24 protein-coding genes are annotated in these 22681 nt (G+C 41.0%); 10 read left to right on the top strand and 14 right to left on the bottom strand.

What is annotated here, in order from left to right; all coding sequences use genetic code 11:
- Positions 1-171: 171 nt before the first annotated feature.
- From nagA to MKY17_RS01225, 4 genes are all read left to right on the top strand, one after another.
- Positions 172-1350 carry an N-acetylglucosamine-6-phosphate deacetylase gene (nagA, locus tag MKY17_RS01240; RefSeq protein WP_098372140.1) on the top strand — a complete coding sequence of 393 codons (1179 nt, stop codon included), beginning with the start codon at positions 172-174 and terminating at the stop codon, positions 1348-1350.
- Entirely contained in the window at positions 1350-2084 is a 735-nt protein-coding gene (gene nagB / locus MKY17_RS01235; protein ID WP_098372141.1) for a glucosamine-6-phosphate deaminase, read from the top strand. The genes nagA and nagB overlap by 1 nt, the downstream gene beginning before the upstream one ends.
- A 15-nt stretch (positions 2085-2099) precedes the next feature.
- Positions 2100-2822: a GntR family transcriptional regulator gene (locus MKY17_RS01230; protein WP_098372142.1), complete on the top strand. Its 723-nt coding sequence runs from the start codon at positions 2100-2102 to the stop codon at positions 2820-2822.
- Positions 2823-2889: 67 nt separating this feature from the next.
- Entirely contained in the window at positions 2890-3612 is a 723-nt protein-coding gene (locus tag MKY17_RS01225) for an SIS domain-containing protein (RefSeq protein ID WP_098372143.1), read from the top strand.
- Positions 3613-3721: 109 nt separating this feature from the next.
- Here the strand turns inward: MKY17_RS01225 and MKY17_RS01220 are convergent, their stop codons facing one another.
- Both MKY17_RS01220 and MKY17_RS01215 read right to left on the bottom strand, forming a co-directional pair.
- Positions 3722-6838 carry an MMPL family transporter gene (locus MKY17_RS01220; RefSeq protein ID WP_098372144.1) on the bottom strand — a complete coding sequence of 1039 codons (3117 nt, stop codon included), beginning with the start codon at positions 6836-6838 and terminating at the stop codon, positions 3722-3724.
- Positions 6839-7303, bottom strand: a complete 465-nt coding sequence (locus MKY17_RS01215) for a MarR family transcriptional regulator (RefSeq protein WP_098372145.1) — start codon at positions 7301-7303, stop codon at positions 6839-6841.
- Positions 7304-7472: 169 nt separating this feature from the next.
- On the opposite strand from MKY17_RS01215, the gene MKY17_RS01210 reads away from it, so the two are divergent.
- On the top strand, positions 7473-7997 hold the full coding sequence (locus MKY17_RS01210) for a YtxH domain-containing protein (RefSeq protein ID WP_339201235.1): 525 nt from the start codon (positions 7473-7475) through the stop codon (positions 7995-7997).
- A 68-nt stretch (positions 7998-8065) separates the two neighbouring features.
- Here the strand turns inward: MKY17_RS01210 and MKY17_RS01205 are convergent, their stop codons facing one another.
- The 10 genes from MKY17_RS01205 to MKY17_RS01160 form a co-directional block, all read right to left on the bottom strand.
- Positions 8066-8956: a peptidylprolyl isomerase gene (locus tag MKY17_RS01205; RefSeq protein WP_063236126.1), complete on the bottom strand. Its 891-nt coding sequence runs from the start codon at positions 8954-8956 to the stop codon at positions 8066-8068.
- Between the two features lie 287 nt (positions 8957-9243).
- Positions 9244-10317, bottom strand: a complete 1074-nt coding sequence (locus MKY17_RS01200) for an ABC transporter substrate-binding protein (RefSeq protein WP_339201234.1) — start codon at positions 10315-10317, stop codon at positions 9244-9246.
- On the bottom strand, positions 10314-11117 hold the full coding sequence (locus tag MKY17_RS01195; protein WP_098372148.1) for an ABC transporter permease: 804 nt from the start codon (positions 11115-11117) through the stop codon (positions 10314-10316). Before MKY17_RS01195 ends, MKY17_RS01200 begins: the two co-directional genes overlap by 4 nt.
- A gap of 1 nt (position 11118) precedes the next feature.
- Entirely contained in the window at positions 11119-11922 is an 804-nt protein-coding gene (locus MKY17_RS01190; protein WP_098372159.1) for an ABC transporter permease, read from the bottom strand.
- The gene (locus MKY17_RS01185; protein WP_098372149.1) at positions 11912-13021 is read right to left on the bottom strand and encodes an ABC transporter ATP-binding protein; all 1110 of its coding nucleotides are present in this window, start codon (positions 13019-13021) and stop codon (positions 11912-11914) included. The genes MKY17_RS01190 and MKY17_RS01185 overlap by 11 nt, the downstream gene beginning before the upstream one ends.
- A gap of 63 nt (positions 13022-13084) precedes the next feature.
- Positions 13085-13627, bottom strand: a complete 543-nt coding sequence (locus MKY17_RS01180) for an XRE family transcriptional regulator (RefSeq protein WP_141994151.1) — start codon at positions 13625-13627, stop codon at positions 13085-13087.
- Positions 13628-13797: 170 nt separating this feature from the next.
- Complete coding sequence (locus MKY17_RS01175; RefSeq protein ID WP_098372151.1) at positions 13798-15183, bottom strand: protoporphyrinogen oxidase; 1386 nt, start codon at positions 15181-15183, stop codon at positions 13798-13800.
- 179 nt (positions 15184-15362) lie between these two features.
- Positions 15363-15881: a GNAT family N-acetyltransferase gene (locus MKY17_RS01170; protein WP_339201233.1), complete on the bottom strand. Its 519-nt coding sequence runs from the start codon at positions 15879-15881 to the stop codon at positions 15363-15365.
- A 119-nt stretch (positions 15882-16000) separates the two neighbouring features.
- The gene (locus tag MKY17_RS01165; RefSeq protein WP_339201232.1) at positions 16001-18034 is read right to left on the bottom strand and encodes a Na+/H+ antiporter; all 2034 of its coding nucleotides are present in this window, start codon (positions 18032-18034) and stop codon (positions 16001-16003) included.
- Positions 18035-18331: 297 nt separating this feature from the next.
- A complete protein-coding gene (locus tag MKY17_RS01160) occupies positions 18332-19222 on the bottom strand; it encodes a diacylglycerol kinase family protein (RefSeq protein WP_144553348.1) in 891 nt (296 codons plus the stop codon).
- Between the two features lie 507 nt (positions 19223-19729).
- On the opposite strand from MKY17_RS01160, the gene yhfH (MKY17_RS01155) reads away from it, so the two are divergent.
- From yhfH (MKY17_RS01155) to yhfH (MKY17_RS01135), 5 genes are read left to right on the top strand one after another with little or no spacing between them, the layout of a single operon-like run.
- Positions 19730-19864 (top strand): protein YhfH, encoded by a 135-nt coding sequence (gene yhfH, locus MKY17_RS01155; protein WP_098372155.1) that lies wholly within the window; start codon positions 19730-19732, stop codon positions 19862-19864.
- A gap of 43 nt (positions 19865-19907) precedes the next feature.
- Positions 19908-20045, top strand: a complete 138-nt coding sequence (yhfH, locus tag MKY17_RS01150) for a protein YhfH (RefSeq protein ID WP_098372156.1) — start codon at positions 19908-19910, stop codon at positions 20043-20045.
- Positions 20046-20075: 30 nt separating this feature from the next.
- Positions 20076-20213: a protein YhfH gene (yhfH, locus tag MKY17_RS01145; RefSeq protein ID WP_144529495.1), complete on the top strand. Its 138-nt coding sequence runs from the start codon at positions 20076-20078 to the stop codon at positions 20211-20213.
- A gap of 29 nt (positions 20214-20242) precedes the next feature.
- Complete coding sequence (yhfH, locus tag MKY17_RS01140) at positions 20243-20380, top strand: protein YhfH (RefSeq protein ID WP_144553350.1); 138 nt, start codon at positions 20243-20245, stop codon at positions 20378-20380.
- A 29-nt stretch (positions 20381-20409) separates the two neighbouring features.
- The gene (gene yhfH, locus MKY17_RS01135; RefSeq protein WP_098371755.1) at positions 20410-20550 is read left to right on the top strand and encodes a protein YhfH; all 141 of its coding nucleotides are present in this window, start codon (positions 20410-20412) and stop codon (positions 20548-20550) included.
- 108 nt (positions 20551-20658) lie between these two features.
- On the opposite strand, the gene MKY17_RS01130 is transcribed toward yhfH (MKY17_RS01135), so the two are convergent.
- Together MKY17_RS01130 and MKY17_RS01125 are read right to left on the bottom strand one after the other, a co-directional pair.
- Complete coding sequence (locus MKY17_RS01130) at positions 20659-22293, bottom strand: PucR family transcriptional regulator (RefSeq protein ID WP_098371754.1); 1635 nt, start codon at positions 22291-22293, stop codon at positions 20659-20661.
- A gap of 166 nt (positions 22294-22459) precedes the next feature.
- A complete protein-coding gene (locus MKY17_RS01125) occupies positions 22460-22675 on the bottom strand; it encodes a hypothetical protein (RefSeq protein WP_098371753.1) in 216 nt (71 codons plus the stop codon).
- Positions 22676-22681: the final 6 nt, after the last annotated feature.

Raw genomic sequence — 22681 nt, 5'->3', positions numbered from 1 at the left:
CTTGAAAATATACTATATTCTTCGAAAATAAAGCAATAATATCTTTTTTATTCCTTATACCCTTTAACTGGTCTAGACAACTTTTGATAAAAACGATAAAATGAGGGCAAAATATATGAGACTTTTTCATGACTCATTCATTAAGTTTTACTTTCATAAAGGAGATTATGTATGAAAACATTCATTATTAATAATCTAATAGTTCATGGCGAAAAGGAAACATACAAAAATGGGTATATTAAAGTCGTGGATGGAAAAATTGCCGAGGTTGGTCCAATCAGCCAATACAAACAGGAAGATGATGCCAAGGTAATTACTCTTTCACCGGATTATCAGGTAATTCCCGGTGCCATCGACATTCATATTCACGGAGCATCCAATTCCGATGCAATGGATGCCACACATGAAGCATTATCCACAATGGCAGAGACTCTTCCCAAAGAAGGAACCACGAGCTTTCTGGCCACTACAATGACTCAATCTACCGAAGCCATTGAATCAGCCCTTCTTAATGCTGGTAAATATATCGAAAATCAAACTGAAGAACATGCTGAAATAGTTGGGATTCATTTAGAAGGTCCTTTCATTTCACCTGCCCGTAAAGGAGCGCAGCCTGAGGATTATATCGTTGATCCTGATGTCACTCTATTTAAAAAGTGGCAGGAAATGGCCGAAAATCAAATCAAGCTTGTAACGCTTGCTCCTGAACAACCAAATGGATTAGATCTAGCCGCCCACTTAAGGGGAACTGGCGTCGTCGCCTCCATTGGACATTCAGATGCAACATATGACCAAATAGATGAAGCAATCCAGGCAGGCACTACCCACGTTACACATCTTTATAATGGGATGCGGGGACTCCATCACCGCGAACCTGGTGTTTTGGGAGCTGCTTATCTTCGAGACGAGCTATATGTTGAACTTATTGCTGACGGCATTCACTGCAGGCCGGAAATGGTGAAGCTGGCATATAACCAAATTACCAGTGAACGCATGATCTTGATAACGGACTCGCTTCGTGCCAAATGGCTTGAAAAGGGAACCTATGACTTAGGCGGTCAGCCAGTGTATGTAAACGAAACGAAAGCAACGCTTTCAGACGGTACACTAGCCGGCAGTATATTGAAAATGAACGATGCCATCAAGAACACATTGGAATATACCGATTGTTCCATGACTGACATCATAAAAATGACGGCAGAAAACCCTGCCAAACAGCTTCGGATTTTTGACAGAAAAGGAAGCATCCAGGTTGGCAAAGACGCCGATCTTGTAATATTGAATGACCGCATAGACGTTGAAATGACGTTCTGCAGAGGAAACTTAGCTTTTAAAAAGGAGAATGTATAATGAAAATCATAAAGGTGCAGGACTACATGGAAATGAGCCGGACAGCTGCAGAAATTGTGATCGGAAAAGTCAAAGGGAATCCAAATATCAAATTGGGCCTTGCTACAGGCGGCACCCCAAAAGGAATGTATGATAATTTGATTGAAGATCACGTGAATAACCAAACTTCTTATGAAAATGTAACATCTTTTAATCTTGATGAGTATATCGGCTTAAAACCAAATGATCCAAACAGTTACCATTATTATATGAATGACTCCTTATTCACTCACATCGATATAAATAAAGAGCGTACTCACCTACCAAATGGCACGGCCGATGATACCAACGGGGAATGTAAACGGTATGACGAAATGATTGATTCCGTGGGAGGGATCGATCTTCAGATACTTGGTATTGGCCAAAATGGCCATATTGGTTTTAATGAACCTGGAACTTCATTTACATCGGGTACACATGTCGTGACACTTGAAGATTCAACTCGCCAAGCGAATGCACGTTATTTCGATTCCATAGACGAAGTTCCTACACATGCCGTTACGATGGGCATTTCAACAATCATGAAAAGCAAAGAAATTCTGCTGCTGATATCTGGTGAAGAAAAAGCCGAAACCTTGAAGAAATTGATACACGGTGACATTTCCGAGGAATTCCCTGCATCTATCCTAAAAAAACATAATAGTGTTACAATTATCGCAGACCAAAAAGCGTTATCCGGAGTGATAATACCCTAAAAGGAGCGAAAGTCGATGATTGATAAAAACTCACCTCTTCCGATTTATTTTCAAATCGAAGAACAAATAAAAAGACAAATAGAAAACGGTGAGTTCCAAGCGCACAATGCCCTTCCATCTGAACGTGAATATGCTGAGCAATTCGAAATTAGCCGAATGACCGTCCGGCAAGCCATAAATAATTTGGTGAATGACGGATACTTATACCGTCAAAAGGGAAGAGGAACCTTTGTCGCCGATAAGAAATTGGAGCAGCAGCTCAATGGGTTGACCAGCTTCACCGAGGACATGAAAGCCAGGGGATTAAATCCAAGCAGTAAGCTGCTGAGCTTTGAAATCATTCCGGCTGATAAGAAGATTGCCAGTGAATTGCACATTTCCCTTTATGCTCCCGTTTATGAAATAAAACGCATTCGGTTGGCTGATGATGTTCCAATGGCTCTCGAGACCGTGTACATGTCTGCCAATTTAATTAAAGGATTAACGGAAGAGATCATTAACCTCTCTCTTTACCAATATGTCGAGAATTACGTTAAACTTAAAATAGACTATGCTACACAAACGTTGGAATCATCGATTGCTTCTGAATTAGAAGTCACCCATTTAGCGATTCCAAAGCACTCACCCATATTATTCATTCAAAGGCATACGTTCCTAATGGATGGAACTCCCCTTGAATATGTTAAATCGGCATATCGTGCGGACAGGTATAAATTCACTATCACTATAAGCAGATAAAATTGAATATATATTTTCATCACTAAAGTCTTTTAATTGCCAAAGGTAATCGGAGGGTGTCACAAATATGAACTCATACTTTGAAGAAGTGCAGGCTTTACTCACAATTGTGGGAGAACAGGAAAAGCAATCAATTAAGGAATCCGTCGACCATATCTCAAAAGCGGTGATGTCGGATGGAATCATCCATCTATTCGGAAGCGGACACTCTCATATTTTGACCGAAGAGGTATTCTACCGGGCAGGTGGGTTAGCCGCAATTCGTCCTATTTTCGTTGAAGATTTGATGCTTTTTAAGGGAGCTTCAAGGTCATCCCAACTTGAACGGCAAAATGACCTATCAGAGAAATTCATGCATGATGAGGATATCCGTTCTGGTGATGTCTGTATCGTCATTTCATCATCCGGCGTAAATCCCGTTCCCATAGATGTCGCCACTATCGCAAAAGAAAAAGGGGCCTTCGTCATTGGACTAACATCACCGGAGTATGCAAAAAGTTGTCCTTCACGGCATAAACAGAAGCATTATCTCCACGATGTCGTTGATTTGGTCATAGACAATCATATTGCCAAAGGTGACACATTACTGAAATCAAATAATATATCTTTTGGTTCTGGATCGACCGTGATCGGGGCCGTTCTCCTCAATATGATTTTCACGCAAGTCATCCAAACGATTATTGAATCAGGGGAGACCCCTCCCGTATTCCTGAGCAGTAATATCGAAGGGGCAGATGAACACAATCAAAAGATCATCGCGAAATATAAAACAAGAATCCCCCAATTATGAATCGATATAGCAAAAAAGGAATACATAAGCTTTTATGTTCATCGTGAAGCAGTCATATAAAAGAAGGCATCCATTCGGATGCCTTCTTTTATTCAATGGTTACTTCCCTTTATTCCTTATTCTTCAAAAACGGCCACCAATTCGCATTTCCAAATGTCGCAACCATAACAGGAATAAACAATGGCAATATGACAAACGCATATAAAGCAAGCCCCACCAAAATTAAAGTGGCTATCTCCAAGAGCGATAAAACTCCTGCTGGCATCATGGCAGCAAAGGTTCCACCCAGAATGACAGCCGCTGAGATGATCACCGTTCCCATTTTTCTCATGGACAGTAACATAGCTTCCTTGACCGGTTTATCTTTCCACTCGTTAAAGCGATCCATCAAGAAAATGCTATAGTCAATGCCAAGAGCAATCAAGATGACGAAAGCAAAGAAAGGAACTGCCCAGCCGATGCCGGCATAACCGAGAATATTAACAAAAATCAACTCTGTAATGGCTGCCGCTGTATAATAAGTCAAAACGAGCGACACAATCAAATAGACCGGCATGACCAAGGATCGCAGCATGAAAAAGAGAATGATTGCGATACCCGACAGCATCAAAATGACCGTCCGCGAGAAATCCTCCTCAGACATCATGCCCAAGTCATGATGTGTACTTGTGATTCCCCCTATCGCCACCTGCGCATTTTCAAGCTTTGTATCTTTCGTTACTCTTTCAACGGCTGCCTCAATCGAATCGATTTGCTCGATTGCTTCATTGGAATATGGATTTGCCTTGAATACCACATCCATGGTCATGATTTTACCATCTTCAGATAAATACGCGTTCAATGCTTCCCCGAATTCTTCGCTTTCCACTACTTCTTTGGGAATGTACATGCCTGTTACCGTTTTATCCGTTTTTGCCAGCCCTGATAAATAACCCTGTGCGGACGATAGTCCATCATGGACTTCATTCAAACCATCAGCACTTTCATTTAAGCCATCTGTCAAATCGGTAAGTTGCCCGCCGAGGCTTGAAAAACCATTTAGGAGCTCTTGCTGCCCATTACTTAAGCTGGTAAGGCCTCCTTTAAATCCTGACAAGTTATTTATGACTTCCCCCTGACCATTGGCCATCGTGCTTAAACCTTTTTGTAAAGTGTCAACACCTGAAATCAATTGGTTCAGGCCCTCCCCAAGAGAAGTTTGACCCTTTACGATCTCTGCCATATTTTGATTCGCCGTATTCAAACCGCCGGACACTGAACCAAGATTCCTATTGAGCTCGGATAGGCCTGCTGCCATGGGCTCCAAGCCACCCTGTGCCCCTTGCACCGTTTGCTTGATCGTTTGATAGGACTGATCAGCCTGTAATTCTGGATGTGTGGCTTCCATTTGCTCAAAGGAAGGATTTAAACCAGCAAGGCTTTGTGATACGCCCGTAAGGTTAGTTTGAATCTCTTTGTATCCCCCTGTGAGCTCACTTAACCCATTGGCTGATTGTTTATAGCCTTCGAGGAGCTGTCCGCTTCCGGCGGCGAGCTTCTCCAAGTTTGCCTTGACCTCAATCAGTCCGTTTTTTATGTCCCCAGTCCCTGAAGACCCATCGCGAATGCCTGCTTCAATGCTTGTTAACGCCTTCTCTACCTGACCTACGCCGCTCTTCAATTCATTGGTGCCGGATATGAGACCTCCTATACCGTCCGTCGCTTGCTTCAAGCGCGGTCCTGAATCGGAAAGCTCACTGCCTGCCGTTTTTAATCCATCACTGATTTGTTTAATGCCTTCATTTCCTTCCCCGATTCCCTTTTCCAAAGTTTTGGCTTGGTTCGCGACAAATAAGTCCTTAATGGGTTCACCTGTCGGGCGGGTCATGGAACGAACTACATCGACTTCATCCACCTTGACGACTTCCTGGCTGATTTTTTCAGCAAGTGCGACGTAATCCTCCGAATCCATGCGTTCGTCATTTTTTATGACAATCTGTGTTGGCATGGATTGTCCTGGCCCGAATTCATCGGAAATGATATTAAATGCCATGATGGAAGGAACATCATCACCCGCTTCTTCAAGGGAGTTATATGAAATCTTCCCATCATACATAAACAAAAAGGGAACACAGACGATTGCAACGATTATAAGCGCCAACAATGGGCGGTTCAAGGAGAAGTTACCCAGAATTCCCCATAGTTTACTTTCACTATGCTCAAGCTTCCCTTTTGCCGGCCAAAATAGCTTCTTGCCAAGAACCGCCATGAAAAATGGAACGATCGTATAAAGGGCGATCATTAAAATGAAAACCCCTATTGCAACAGCCGCCGCAGATTGATAGAGCTTAAAAGTAGAAAAACCGATTGCCGCAAAGCCAATCATTACGGTCAGCCCACTGAAGAAGACAGTCTTACCGGCGGTTCGGTATGTCTCCACGATCGCTTCAGTCAAGGACTCCTGTGACGATAGCTCCTCCTTGAAACGACTAAGAAGCAGGATGCAATAATCAGTCCCGATTCCAAATAAAATACCTACCAGGAATATTTGGGTGTAAGACGAAATCGGAAAGTCCCATTTATCCACCAGGAATGAGACGATGGACTGTGAACATAAATAAGTGAAACCGACTGTTACTAATGGAATGATCGGTGTCACCACTGAACGGAAGACTATCAGCAATACAGCCAGAATGAAGACAACCGTGATGCCTTCAGTTTTCTTCAGCCCCTCTTGGGAATTGGCATTAAGATCCTCATCGATCATCCAGCTACTTGTGTAATAATGCTCGACGTCCACTTGTTCCAACTCTTTATAAAGGGCATCGATCACGTCCTTAGCTTCTCGGTCCCCCTTGACCATCGTGATGGAAGTCAAAACTGTTGATTCATTCTCCGAGACCAACTGGCCTTTTAGCGAGGGCTCTTTAAAATGGGTCATAACCTCTTTGATGCCAAGCTCTGCTTTATTCTTTTCAAGCTTTTGGATCGCTATCTCAATCTCTTTCAATTCCGAGGAAGACAACTTCTTATCACCATGGAATACGAGAGCCACTTGTGACTCATCCTTGTCCTGGATCTCTTTCATTAGCTCATTGGCCATCCCGGAGGAATACTCTGCCGGTACATCCAGCTGTCCCTTATTCCGGACAAGTTCCGCCATATTCGGTGCCGCAAACAATAATCCTGCTGTAATTGCAACCCAAACGATAATGACCAGCCATCTTCCCTTTATGATTCCCCTCATTTATATTTCCTCCAATTCCTCATTTTTCATTTGAATGAAAATTTGTGAAAGCTTCTCATATGTATCAAGGAATCTAACAATCTCTTCATAATCGAATTTCGTCATGATGCTCTCTACCAATTTATGAATCTTACTTTCCGTTTCATGTAACAATGCTTCCCCCTCTTTGGAAAGCTTCAAGTGAAAGACCCTTCGGTCAACCAGGTCCTGTTCCCGTTCTATCAATCCTTTGCCTTCCAGCCTGTTGATGTTGGAAGTGACGGCACTCTTATTAATATAAAAGGCATCACTGATTTCCGTCGATGTACACAACCGCTGTTGTTGAATGAACCGTAAAGTATAGTATTGTTCGTTCGTCAGCACATCACAAATCTGGTCTTTTATTAAAAGCTCACCCATCTTATTGACATAGAAGGATACCCTCATATATCGATCAATCAATCCAGAAACTTTGTCATTAGTCATCATTGCACCTCTCGAAAAGTAGTTCAGTCATTTAACTATATGTAGATTACTATTGTTTTATTTATTATGTCAATCCCATCATAGTTTATTATTTCCAGTTTAACTTATGGTAAATAAGGGAAAACCAAAAGTAAGCAAACAATCTACTATTCTAAAGGAGGAAATATAAATGACTCAATCGACTATCGAAACTCAACCGAATAGCAAACTCTTAAAAGGGATTCTAATTGGGGGGCTTGTTGGTGGTGCGTTGACCTTGCTTGACTCCAATACAAGAAATAAAGTAAAGCGTTCAGCCGTCCTTTTAAAAGACAACTCCATGAATATGATTGAACAGGTCAAGGAAAATCCCGGAGAAATGAAGGAACAGATGGTATCAGGAGTCAAAGGGGCAACGGAGACGATTAAAGAGGCAATCAATGACGTTGAAACACTATATGAAACCGTTAATGAAGACGTGGTGGGTAAAGTATCCGAAGTAAAGGATATCTCCACTGATGCCCTTGGTACAGCTAAAGATGCAACAAGTGAATTGAAAGACATCAGTTCAAAAGTGGTCGTTGCCGGTAAACAGCTGAAAGAAACACCATCACAATCATTGAAAGCCGATAATGATAAAAATGAAAAAGAGAGTGATGAAATCGTTAAAAAATCAGGATTATCCAATCAAAAATCCATTTCATCCAACTTTTAATATATAAAAAAAGCTGGGGCACGATGCCCCAGCTTTTGTTTTTCCATATATCATCTCACACGATGATCTTAGTTAGAACCCTCTAATTTATTCGTTATCTCATGGTCTTTTTTCACTTCAGCCAACCAAACTGGATATTCCTCTTGTAATTTTTCAGAAAGAAGCGTTTCTTTAATTACATCTTTACTGTCTTCTAAATTAGCCTTTTTTGCTTCCTTCTTACCGGTTACTTTTATGATATGGTACCCATAATCGGATTTGACTGGGTCACTGACTTTATTTATATCAAGATCAAAGGCGACATCTTCAAACTCTCCCACCATATCACCTTTCCCAAAATACCCCAGGCTTCCGCCGTTATCCGCCGTTTGTGTATCAGTGGAATATTCAGCTGCCAATTTAGCGAAATCACCGCCTTCTGCAATTTCTTTTGCAACTTTTTTAGCCGTTTTTTCGTCTTCGACTAAAATATGACTAGCTTCCACTTGTTCAGCTTGATCAAATGTTTCTTTATTATCTTCAAAATACGTACTGATTTCATCGTCCGTCACGGTAATTCTCGGTTCGACCAGTTTTTTCGTTTGCAGATAAACCACGATGTCCTTTTTTAAGGCCTCCATGGAAGAACCGCTTGCTTCCAATTGCTCTTTTAACGACTTTTCATCACCATAGGACTCAACCATAGTATCGATTTCTTTCTGGATTTCTTCATCCTTTATTTTAATTCCCGCTTTTTCCGCTTCCAATTCAACCAATTTATTCGTAACTAACAGGTCTAAAGTGTCTGCTCCGTACCCCGCAACAAGCGCGTCATACAGCTCATCCTTACTGATTTTCTCGCCATCGATGCTCGCCATTGTCTTATCCGTGGACGAGATCATCGCAAATACCATGATCCCGGCAATGATTAAAATGCTCCCTGCCCAAATATATGCCTTCGTGCTTCTTAATAGTTTCATGAATACTCTCCCTTAATTTTTCTATAATGATAGCTTAGAAATATTAATTAATCCTTAAGATTCCTTAATATGCACTAACCCATCATTATACTAACATACATATATCCCTACAGATATTTTAGAGTATTTCATTCTGCTACCAATTTACATTGAGATTTGGTTGATCATTACAAAAAAAAATTATACCGTTATATCGACTTTGATATATAGGTAACCGAGTGCAAAAAAATAGAAACAAAAAAGCATGGTGTACGGAGGGAATTCCTACACCATGCTTTTTTTATGTGTTATTTACGATGCATCTTGAATTCAAGGAAGAGTTCGTTGTAATGGGCCAAGTTTTTCTTCCCGAGGTTTTCGTACACTTCGAGTTTCTTTGTCAGTTCCGGTGATGGATAGAAACGTTCATCCTTCACCACTTCTTCAGGCATATATTTCAGTGCTTCTTTATTAGGTGTCGAGTAACTTACATATTCAGCATTCTGTGCCGCAACTTTCGGGTCCAGCATGAAGTTGATGAACTGGTGAGCCGCATCGACATTTTTGGTTGTCTTCGGTATGACCATATTATCAAACCATAAATTGGACCCCTCTTTTGGAACAACGTATTCGAGATCTTCATTTTCAGCCATGATTTCAGAAGCAACTCCCGACCAAACAAGGCCAATCGCCGCTTCCTGGGCTTCCAATAGCATGCGGCTTTCATCTCCTACTATCGCTTTAATATTCGGGGTGAGGGCATCAAGCTTGGATTTTGCCTCTTGAAGGTGTTCTTCATCTATATCATTCAATGAATAATTCAAAGAGTTGAGACCCATACCCATCACTTCTCTTGCCCCATCCGTCAAAAGGATTTCATTTTTTAAATCTTTATCCCATAAATCCGCCCAGGCCGTTATTTCTTTGCCACCGAGCATCTTGGAATTGTAAACAATTCCAACCGTTCCCCAGAAATAAGGGACGGAATATTTATTCTCCGGATCGAATGGCAGATCGATGAATCGCTCATCGATATTTTTCAAATTCGGAAGCTTGGAATGATCCAAGGGAATCAGCAAGTCTTCTTGCCGCATCTTATCGATCATATACTCAGACGGAATGGCAATGTCATAAGTCGTACCGCCTTGTTCGATTTTAGTCATCATGGCCTCATTCGAATCGAACGTCTCATAAATGACCTTTATCCCTGTTTCTTTTTCAAAACGTTCGATTAGATCCGTATCGATGTAATCGCCCCAATTATAGATGGTAAGCGTATTGCTGCTCGTAAACCCTTGCGATGAATTCAATCTTGAAATCGCATATAGCAGCAAAGCGGATACGAGGGAAATGATCAAAAACATTTGGACAAGCCTTTTCATCGTTTCCCCCCCATTCCCGTTTGCCTTACACGTTGAGTTATAAAGTAATATACGACAACCAACAGCAGTGTCACGACGAACAGCAGTGTCGATAGTGCATTGATATTCAATGAAATACCACGGCGGGCCAATGAATAGATTTCCACAGAAAGAGTGGAGAAGCCATTACCGGTCACAAAGAACGTAACTGCAAAATCATCAAGTGAATAAGTCAATGCCATAAAAAAACCAGCAAAGATACCTGGTAAGATGTATGGAAGGATGACCTTCGTCAATACATCCCACCGGCTTGCCCCTAAATCTCGGGCCGCATCAATTAAAGTAGGGCTCATTTCCTGAAGTTTCGGAAGAACCAGCAGCACTACGATCGGGATGCTGAAGGCGATATGCGACAACAGTACCGAGTAGAATCCAAGCTTGATCCCGGCCATTGTGAATAAAATCAGGAAGGAAGCACCGATGATCACATCGGGACTGACAATCAATACATTATTCAATGATAATACCGTATTCTTAGCTTTACTGCTCGTAAAGGACCGAATTCCAATCGCCCCCATCACCCCAATGATCGTTGAGATCAGTGCAGATAATAAAGCGATCACAAGTGTATTCAATACAATGATCAGCAGCCTTGTATCTTGGAACAGTTCCATGTACCACTCCATCGTGAACCCTTTAAAGTCATACATCGTTCCACCGCTGTTAAAAGAGTAAAAGACTAAAAAGAAAATCGGTGCATAGAGTATGAGAAAAATCAAAACGAGAAACGCTTTTGATGTTGGTGATAATTTATTGCCCAATTTACACACCCTGCTTTCGGTTACCCGTTACAAACATAATCAGGAACATTATAATAATCAAAAATACCGCAATTGTGGAACCCATTCCCCAATCCTGTGTCACAAGGAAGTGCTGCTCGATAGCCGTACCAAGCGTAATGACGCGGTTACCGGCAATCAGTCTTGTAAGCATGAACAAAGAAAGTGCCGGGATGAAGACTACCTGGCATCCCGTCTTTACACCATCTAACGTCAATGGAAAAATGACACGGCGGAATGTCATCCATCGGGACGCTCCCAAGTCATTAGCCGCATCCAAAAGGGTTGGATTCATTTTATCAAGCGAATTGAATATCGGTAAGATCATAAACGGGATGAAAATATAAACCGAAACGAATATGAAGCTGAAATCCGTAAAGAGAATCTGCTGCTTCCCGATTCCTACAGCCTCTAGAAAACCATTCGCCACACCATACGTGCCAAAAATACCAATGAAGGCATAAGCCTTCAAAAGTAAATTGATCCAGGAAGGAACGATGATTAGCAAAAGCCACAACTGCTTATGCTTTGTTTTCGTTAACAAATATGCGGTTGGGTAAGCGACTAAAAGGGATATTCCCGTAATCAGGAAAGCATACCAAAATGAGCTTAATGTCATTGTTAAATATACTGGCGTAAAGAACTTTTGATAGTTAATCAAAGATAGATTGCCTTCAATGTCAAAGAAGGAATAGTAAAGGATTAACAAAATGGGTGCAATCACGAATAAAGCAATCCATAAGACATAGGGTATGAAGTAAATATTCCGGGATATTTTATTCTTCATGACTTTCTCCATCATGATACGCTTCCAGACGTTTATCGAATTCTTCTTCCGTTTCACCCAATCGCATGACATGAATCGATTCTGGATCGAAATAAAGACCTATTTCATCTCCAACTGCCACTTTTTTCGTTGATTGGACAAGCCATTCATTTCCATCATGGTCATAACAGCTGATTTCATAATGAACACCGCGAAATAGCTGGGAGTCCACCCGAACTTGCAGTTTTCCGCGATTTACGGAAGTAATCTCTAAATCTTCCGGGCGGATGACGATATCGACAGCTTCATTACTGTTCAATCCTTGGTCGACACATTCGAACTGTCTGCCGACGAATTCCACACAGTAATCTTCAATCATTTTTCCTTTTACAATATTAGACTCACCGATGAAATCTGCAACGAACCGATTCAGTGGTTCATCATAAATATCCGTAGGGGTTCCACTTTGCTGAATCTTCCCTTTGTTAAGGACAAAAATCTCATCTGACATCGCTAACGCTTCCTCTTGGTCATGAGTGACGAAGATAAACGTGATACCAAGCCTCTGTTGCAGCTCCCGTAATTCATATTGCATTTCTGTACGTAATTTTAAATCGAGGGCAGATAGCGGTTCATCCAGAAGGATGACTTCCGGTTCATTAACAATCGCCCTGGCAATCGCTACCCGTTGCCGCTGACCGCCGGACATTTCCCTGATCTCCCGTTTTTCATACCCCTCCAAATTAACAAAGCTGAGGGCTTCCTTCACCTTGATTTCCACTTCCGAATTCTTCATTTTTTTAATCCGAAGACCAAATGCTACATTTTCAAACACATTTAAATGCGGAAAAAGTGCATAATCCTGAAATACCGTATTCACTTGCCTTTTATTGGCTGGCACGTCATTGATCTTTTTACCTTCAAAGTAAATATCACCTTTGGAGGCTTCCGTAAATCCGGCAATCAAGCGAAGGATCGTGGTCTTCCCACATCCGGAAGGACCCAAGAGCGTATAGAACTTCCCTCTCTCGATTTCAAAACTAACATTATCGAGAACTACCGTATCATCATCAAATTGCTTCGTAACCTGATCGAAGCGTATTATATTCCCGTTTGCCATAGCTTCTTCCCTCTCTCTATTACCTTACTCATCAATCTTCAACGATTGCATTTGTTTTGAATTCTATAAGTATGATTCCGTCACCACGAGTAATAACTCTGACGGACCTTCAAAATCATTGATGATTTGATGTTCATCTGAAGCATGAAAATAAATCGATTCCCCTGCCTTGACGAAATACGTATGTGTACCAAGCTTTACAATGACTCTTCCGCTTAATACATAACCGAATGTTTCCGACAGGGATGGTTCAAACTGTTTGAACTCCCCTTTTTCCTGGAGAATCAGCCGAATAGGTTCCATTTCCTTTTCATTCGATTCAGGCACGAGCCACTGGATTTGATACCCGCGTTCTTCATCGATGAAAAATGTTTGTGCTTCTTCTTCATAAACCACTTTTTGGACTTGATCCTCTTCATCGAAGAACTGCTTCGGCTTGCAGCCGAGTACTTCTAAAATATTGAAAAGAGTTTCAATTGAAGGGGAACTAAGATCCCTTTCCAACTGTGAAATATATCCTTTGCTTAAATCCGTTCTTTCCCCCAATTCTTCCTGGGTCAATCCTTTTTTCAAGCGAAGGTTCTTTATTTTTTTTCCAATTTGCATCCCATTACCCTCAATCGGTTTACTTATAGTAAACCCACAGTAGATAAAGTTTTATATAAGTAAACTTTCAGTTTAATTTTACGAATATCATTATACAGGAAATGCGGGAAACTTCAAACGGAATTTCCAGGTGTGAATAAAAAAAGGACCGCCACTTGGCAGTCCCCCTTTTACAACTTCAGACATATCTCTTGCGCTTTCTTTTCCCCATCAGCAATACAGTCCGGTATTCCGACACCATTGTATGAGCAGCCCGCAAGTAAAACATTCGGATAATTCTCGGAGATTTTCTCCTCCAATGATTGAACGATTTGAGGATGTTTAATATGGTAGTTCGGCATATTCTCATGCCATTTCGTCACTTCACTCGTTACTGGATTCCCGGAAATGCTTAGACTGTTTTTAATGTCGCGTAAAGCCACCTGGATCAATTCCTGGTTTGTAAGGGACCGTAAGCGTTCATAGTCCGGACTAGAGCTTTTATAAAAAAGCCTTACCAAAAGCTGACTGTTTTCAGAAGTATGCTCCCATTTCCGGCTTGTCCATGTACATGCATTGCAGATCAAATCACTATTATCACCTGCAATGAAACCTGTCCCGTCTTTAGGAAGCATGCTGTCCGGGATATCGAATCCAAGATAAACGCTAATCATCGAACTATTGATCAAGCCGTCGAAGTCCTCATCCAACTCCCGATCACCCAATAATTTCTGGGCGACTGTATGCGGTGTACTCAATACGATGAAGTCCGTTTCCAGCGTTTCACCGTTTGCCAATGAAATGATGTACCCTTCATCTCCAACTCCAATTTTATCCACACTGACCCCTTTTAAAATTTCCACCAGATCGAGGCTTTCCTCAATTCGATCAACCAATGTTGATAGGCCATTTTTAAACGAAAGGAACTTCTTATTACCCTTGCTTTGGTATTTCTGCATATTTTCCGATAGACCGCGTATTATACTGCCATATTCATTTTTATAATCCAGCATCTCTGGCAGTGTTTTGGCAATGGTCAATTCATTTAATTTTCCTGAGTAAACACCCGATAGGACAGGCGATATCTGCTTTTGCACCAATTCCTTACCTAAAAAGCTTTCAAGAAATAAACCAATTGAGTCATTCTTCGTAAACGTCTCATTTTTTGTATAGAAATCCTTTAAGGCGTCAACCTTCCCTTGGGCAGAAACCAGATCGCTTTTCGCCAGCGACTCAAGGCTCATTGGTATTCCGAATAGGGCATCCTCGGGAATTCCCTTCAGCATCCCATCTGTATGGATGAATGATTTTCCCGTCGCATTATAGACAACTTGATCCTCTAGGTTCAATTCCTTAATAAATGGTTTTATATTTTGTTTCCTGGCGACAATCGAATCGGCACCCGCTTCAATTTTAAATGGACCATTGAGCACAGTCCTTATTTTACCGCCTAGTTCCTCATTTCCTTCTATTAATATCAATCGTACGGAGAGATTCCTCGCTTTAACTGTTTTTTGTAAATAATACATGGTTGATAAACCGGTAATGCCTCCACCTACGACTACGACTGTTTTCATTAGGGCTACACCTCGATTAACGAATTTTGCATTAAGTAAAGTGTACCATAAGGCAGCGGCATTATTAAAAGCGGCACTTCTAATTCATTGGTTTCGTAATGAAACCTGTAACAAATTTGACAAAAAAAGACCTCTCCTCTTGGAAAAGTCTAGATCAAACAATATTAGTTATTCGTTTCTTATTCCATATCCTTGTTCATCGTATCTAATCGATACTCCATTATCTCCATCACCCCGCTTCTGCCTACTTTTTGAATCCCTGTATCCTGATACCCAGATTTCGCATATAGCGATTTTGCAATCACGTTCATGACGTTCACTGCCAGAATGATCGAATCCTTGTTTGGAAAAATCGCTTTTGCGAATTCCGGAAGGATTTGCAAGGCTTTCTTCGCAACCCCTTTACCTTGATGCTTTTGATCAACAAGAAATCCACGGAGTAATATCGCTTTTTTATCATTGGTGAAAGGGGTGATATTCTCGCCAATGTGTAAAACGAAAAAACCAACTGGAATACCCTCATCCATTATTACGATAGGATGCCTGTCGCAATCTTCCCGGCAATATTTTAGTGACTCTTCAGGCAGAGCAGAAAAAGGGGTTTGTGTATCCGGTAAATAAAACTGGGAAAGCTGGTGAAGATGTTCCGGTAAATAAGGCGTTAAGGTGATGGTCCCGATTTCCTTGTCCTGGTTCATTAAGCACACCCTCTATCATCAATTATTGGATACATTAATGATTCGATGACCCTTCCGATAATCCCTTCATAAACCGCAAGGAGCACTGCCGAATATATCGGCAGTGCTCCTTAAGTAAATCAATGTGTATTTTCATTGATTGTTAGTGCTTCCCGTAAATTGATCTGCTGGCGGAGTATGTTGGCAACATCTCGGGAAATTACTCGTTTTTCAAACATATCCTGCACTTCGTCCCGTTCTGCCTGGATCGCTTTATAGAACAGCTCTCTTTCATAATCGGCCATTTTACTCGGGGTCCGGCCTCTATTTTCACGTTTGCATTTTAAAATCAGCACTTTATACTCATCTATGATCATCGAGGATGTCTTATGATTATCAGCTGTAATTCCGGCCTGTATCTCTTGGATGGCAGCTTTATACATCCTGATTTTAAGATCCCTGACCTTTTCCAATCTCTCAAGATTGATTTTTCTTATTTCTCTTTTATTAGGGAAAAATAATTTTAAAACCCTCAGCATACTTCTTCTGAAAAGCGTTACTGACCTGAAAAAACGGAACTTCAGTCGATTTGTTACGGCACTTTCCATACGCTGGATGTATTCCTTGCATATATACGCCGTCTCCCGGTCCACTTTTTCATCCTTAATGAGCTTATCCAGGAATCTTTGCTCTGCTTCAAGGGCCTTGAAGCGAAGATCCTTCTCTTCTTCCCTCAATGCAGCTGGTTCTTTCTCCTGTTCTACATAGGACAAATCATTGATCTTTGTACAGTACCTCGAAATGATCGATAAAGCCGCTTCCCGGTTTTCATCAGTCATTTGTGACTCAATCACCCGAATAGCCGCTTGATGTGATTGAATGGCAGCAGTTTTCGTTTTGTCAGCCTGCTTGTCCACCACTTCCTCTTCTTCGGACCGTGCCACGATTGGCAGAAATATACTCGCAACAAGCAAGGTCAGCAAAATGACTCCTGCTGCTATGAAAATGATTAACGAACGCTCAGGAAAAGGACTTCCATCCGCCAACACATACGGAATCGAAAACGAACCCGCTAACGTTACAGCTCCGCGAACACCGGAAATGGTAATGATTCCGGCCGCTTTGAAGTCCGGTTTTTGGGCGCCTGCTTTTTTCGTCATCCAGCCAATCGACCAGGCAGCCGTAAGCCAAATGAATCGTAAAGCGAAGAGGAAAAGTGTAATGACCACGATATAAAGGATCACTTGTCCATTATTGAAGGCTGGATCTTGAAAGATAATTTTCGCAACGCTTGGGATTTGCAAGCCAAGCAAAACGAATACAAGGCCATTCAATATATATAAAATGACGGACCATGTACTTCTTGAAACGACCTGAAGTTCCACAGTTGGTGATATTTCCCGATCTCGTTCAATGGCATGGACAATTCCCCCAGCCACGACCGCTAAAATCCCAGAAAGGTGGAAATGTTCCACAGCGAGGAAAATAATAAAAGGAGTTAGGATTTGGATCAGCATATGCATCGTGACGTCTTCCATCCCTAAACGGCGAAGAACTACACGAAGCCTGATAATGATGAAAGCAAGTATTGCTCCACCTACAAACCCGCCAATTGCAATCCATATGAAACTGAAGGTTGCATCGACTAAGGAGAAAACACCAGTAACTGTAGCCGCAACGGCAAACTTAAAGGCAACTAGACCTGAGGCATCATTCATTAGTCCTTCTCCTTCGAGAAGGTGCATGATACTCTTCGGTAACTTGACCCGACTCGCCAAAGCACTCACTGCCACAACATCTGTAGGTGACAAAATGGCCGCCAAAGCGAAAGCCGCCGGCAATGGAATCGAAGGGATCATCCAATTAATTAAATACCCGCCTGCCCAAACCGTTATGAATACAAGGCCCAGTGCAAGCATTAGAATGGGTGCTCTCAACTTCCATAGTGCTGTTCGGGGTACATTTTTTCCATCATTGAACAATAGGGGCGCGATGAATAACAGCAAAAACAATTCCGTCTCCATCTCAACATGCATACCCAGGGGTAAAAGCGCCAATATGACCCCCAGTGTTATTTGTATTAATGGTACAGGTATAAAGGGTATAAAATGGTTAATTACATTAGACACTCCAATCAATATAAGAAGAGCTAATATAACAAGAAAAAACTCCATACAAACATCAAACTTCCTCTCTCATCTATTCTCATAACTATAAGCGTAACATATTTATACCCATTCATTCATGCATTAACTATTCTAACCTAGAATCCTCCTGAATAATGATACCTGTTTTAATATCATGAAGATTGAAGTGTTGGATGTTTTACAAAATCAACTCTATCAACAAACTTGGGCACACATAAAACAGAAAAAAGCTGATTGGCTAACCATAATCAGCTTTTCCCAAATGATGAATGAAAATGGTCTTTGTGAAAAGACACCTCCCATAACAAGCTCGGAATAAAAAACTTATTTAGTTCCCGGGACAAAGAGACGAAGATGTTTGTGCAGTACATTTGCCTGGAAAGGAAGAAGGATGCCTTCATCGCCATCGATATTGACTGCTAGTTCCTCTGATGTGGCTAAATGGAGCTTGGATGTTTTAATATATTCAACTTCGTCATGTCCCTTGATCTCTCCCCTAATTAAACTGGGAATGATCTTGACGATGAGAGGAAGAGATAAATCCTTAATGATGAATGTGTGCAGCTTTCCATCATTCACTTCCGCCTCTGGTGCAAGTTGTTCGAAACCGCCGACAGAGTTAGTCATTGTTGCAATTAGTAAATGTGCCTCGCCCATCCACTTTCCCTGATCATGTTCCACCGTTAAAGGAAACGGAGTCTTTTTAATGATCGCTTTTGCTCCTTCAATGAAATATGCAAAAGACCCCAGACGGGTTTTTTGTTCAACGGTAACATTATAGGTAGCCTCGGCAATCGCCCCTACTGCCAACACATTCATGAAGTAACGGTCATTGATCTTCCCTATGTCCGATTCCTTAATATGCATATCCTTTAAGATCTCAATGGCTGCATTAGGATCCAGGGGTATTCCCAAAGATCTCGCGAAATCATTAATGGTTCCTAGTGGAATGATTCCGAAAATAGGTCGATGTTGCTGCTCGCCCAAGCCATTCACTATCTCATTCACCGTTCCATCCCCACCCATGGAAATGACAGCATCGAACCTTTCTGCACAGGCCTCCTTTGCAAAATCCGTAGCATCCCCCTCTCCTTCCGTTTTACAAACGCTTACCTCATCATAAATTTCACCAAGTGCCTTTTCCGCTTTCGGCAAAATCTTTCCTGCCTTTTCCTTACCTGAAGATGGATTGATGATAATCATCGCTTTCGACATATGCTACCTCCCATTATTGTACTTCTACTAGCAAGTTACCTCTTTACTGATGTACTAAAACCACACGGACATTTTTTCTGATTGTTAAATAAGCATTTCCCCCAGTAACTTAATCGCTGCCACTTGAAGTTTTCCGTCATTTTAAAACACGCTCTTATTTGTTACATAGACTGTGAAACCGGCATTCACTGATCACTGAAATTTCCTGTTCCACATCTGTTATATTAATACCTATCCCAACCAATTGAAAATTGTCTGTCCCTTTCGCTCCCTCTTTGTTTTTTCCTTTCATAAAAAGCATTATTTCTTCAATTTCCTACTTGCCGTGAAGAAAAATACAAAAATAAATTGATGATAAATCCCTTTCCTATAAGGTTTTCACACTAAGAGTGAAAAAAATTTGAAATTTTCTGTAAAATACCTATACATTTTCCAAATTCGGGTATATACTGTATTATAACAACGAGCAAACACCCAAAACTGTACTATAAAGAGGAGGAGCGAGACATGCAAGCAAATCAATCAGATTTATTCATAATCGATTCATTTAAACATTGCCCGGAGTGTGGTGAAACACATGTGGACCACTCAGATTCCTATCTGATGGAATGCGATCGCTGCCTTTCCAAACGTGAAGAATAAAACGATCGGAAAATATATCTAACATTAAAAAGGAGGAAATATCATGCAAATGAAAAAGTCCATTGAGTTTTTTAACAATATCCCTGCTAAACATTGCCCCGAGTGCGGTGACCATATTATTGAGCACGCTGAGTCCTACTTAATGGAATGTGACCGCTGCCTTTCCAAACGCGAAGACTGATTAAACCAAATCAAAAAAGGAGGAACCACCATGCAAACTATAAATCCACTGGAATTCTTCAGGACTCTGCCGCCTAAACAATGTTCGGAGTGCGGAACCCATATCACGGAACAAGCTGAATCCTACTTAATGGAATGTGACTACTGCCTTTCCAAACGCGAAGACTGATTAAACCAAATCAAAAAGGAGGAATCATCATGCAAACTAAAAACCCATTGGAATTCTTCAGGACTCTGCCGCCTAAACAATGTTCGGAGTGCGGAACCCATATCACGGAACAAGCTGAATCCTACTTAATGGAATGTGATCGCTGCCTTTCGAAACACGAAGACTAAATTAAACCAAATCATAAGGAGGAATCATCATGCAAACTAAAAACCCATTGGAATTCTTCAGGACTCTGCCGCCTAAACAATGTTCGGAATGCGGGACCCATATCACGGAACAAGCTGAATCCTACCTCTTGGAATGTGACCGCTGCCTTTCCAAAAAAGATGAATATTAATATAAGATGCTGACATCAAGAAGCTATATAGGCCAATTTGATGTCAGCATTATTTCCTTGCATTCAAAAAAGGATGTCCCCGGAACACCCTTAAGCCGTACTTATTTTTTATCTCCCAATATATTTGTCTACATATTTTCCACTTATCTGCCTGCTGCTGTATTGTAAGAAATCCAATGCAAAAATCATGAATTCAAGGCCTAGACGCTTATCTGAACGCATAAAATCAGAACCTAGCAGTTTCTCCAATTTTTCAAGCCTATGGTATAGCGTTTGCCGGACAATGAATAGTTGTTTCGATGTTTCCTGTTTGGAACCGTTACAAGCAAGATAGGTCTTCAAGGTAGGCATTAACTCACCATTGTTTTGCTTGTCATATTCAATGACCGGACCTAAATATTCGTACACCGTTTCCTCCAGATTACCATGTTTATTTATGAGCGAAATCATGCGATGCATATGTAAGTCCTGATAAAAGAAGCTCCTGTTATCCTCTGGTAGTGTATCCTGAAGCAGCAAAGTCTCACGGGCCGTTTCATAACTTTTATAAATCTCACTTAACCTTTGAACATGCTTTCCAAACCCAATGGCAAGCAGACCCATACGATTACGCCCGCTTACATCCATTTTCATGATTCGATCCACCGCGCTTGTAATCCTTGATTTCCAATCTTCAGATGAACGATTATCACCTAGAATAAAAACAAGATGCTGATGTATTTCCATGGAAAATATCTGAAACCCGTACTGTTCAAAAACTGTTCTAAACATTATCTTAAAATAGGTTCCATCTAATTTTGTGGAACTTTTATTATATTTTGGGTGTTGTTTGCAAATGCAAACAATTCCGCCATCCAACTGCATTTTCGGATCAATATAGGAAAGTCTCTCCCGGATTGCTTCATCACTATATTCACCTTCAATCCAATTTGTAAGCCATTTACTTTCTTCCGACATTTTCTTTTCTTCTATATATAACTCCCTTAATAGATGCTGTGCCAATGCGGTAGCCGTTCGATCCAAGATCAGTGAATCAAAATCAGTCAACTCTCTGTCGTTGCTGCAAATGAGCAGTTCCGCATAATTTTCACCGAGCACTTGAATCGGCTGTCCAAGAACGGTCTTATCCAATTTCCGCTTCTCTTCGTATATGTCCGCTACCATTTGGAAGGTTATTTTTTTCTTGGTTTTTGGAATGCTGGCTATATCATTTTCATTAAAGATAAGAATAACCTGTACATTTAAATAGCTGTGGAGAAATTTTAGAATTGGTTCATAATGGTCAATTTCGAGGAGATTTTTATTTAACTGCTGGGAGTAGTTTTCTAAGTTGGAGATCATCTGATATTGTTTATTGATGATAAGGGAATGAATATCCTGCGTGATTTCTACGAAAGGGACCTCTTCATGAAATAGGATGATAGGGAATTGCCGTTCATTTGCGAGATCAATGGCACATTGCGGCACGGCCATGGTGTCTGCGCCAACCTCTATACAGAGTCCAGCTGCATCGCATTCAATTAACTGTCTTAAGTAGGATAGAAATGTGTCATCGCAATCTTTCCACCCTAAACCGGTAGTCAGAATCAGTTCATTTCCATTTAACAAATGGCTGATTTGGGTTACTTCCATACAGTGTACCCACTTCACTTGACGCTTTATCCCACCGCTACCTGCAATTATATCCGTCAGATTAAAATGCTTGCGTGTTAGAATTTCCTCGATTGTAATCGATGTATTCATCCATACACATCCTTTTATAAAACTGCTTTAAAATCTATTATAAACGGACAACCTTTAAATCTCCAGACACTTGTTAGAAAATCTAACGTCAAAATTCTACAAAAAAATCGAACAGGAACAAGAAAAAGGACCCATTCGTGAGGAATAGGCCCGGTTCATAACCATTTCAATTCAATTTTTTGACAAGCAATGTAGAGAAGTATTTCCTTCCTTCCGGGGTTTTGATGTTCAATTGCTTCCATTCCTGCTTCGTTCCTTCAATCAGTTCAAAATCGAGAAAAGCTCCACTTAAACTTTCGGAAACCCGGGTGATTCGATATCCTCTTTCAAGTAAAAAATCGATTTGTTCCCTTTCTAAGCGATACTCTTGATATTCGGACATTTACAT

The organism is Peribacillus sp. FSL P2-0133, from assembly GCF_037975445.1.
GTDB classification, from domain to species: domain Bacteria; phylum Bacillota; class Bacilli; order Bacillales; family DSM-1321; genus Peribacillus; species Peribacillus simplex_E.
Note: the sequence above shows the minus strand (reverse complement) of the source record. Positions and strands in the feature narration are given on the sequence as shown.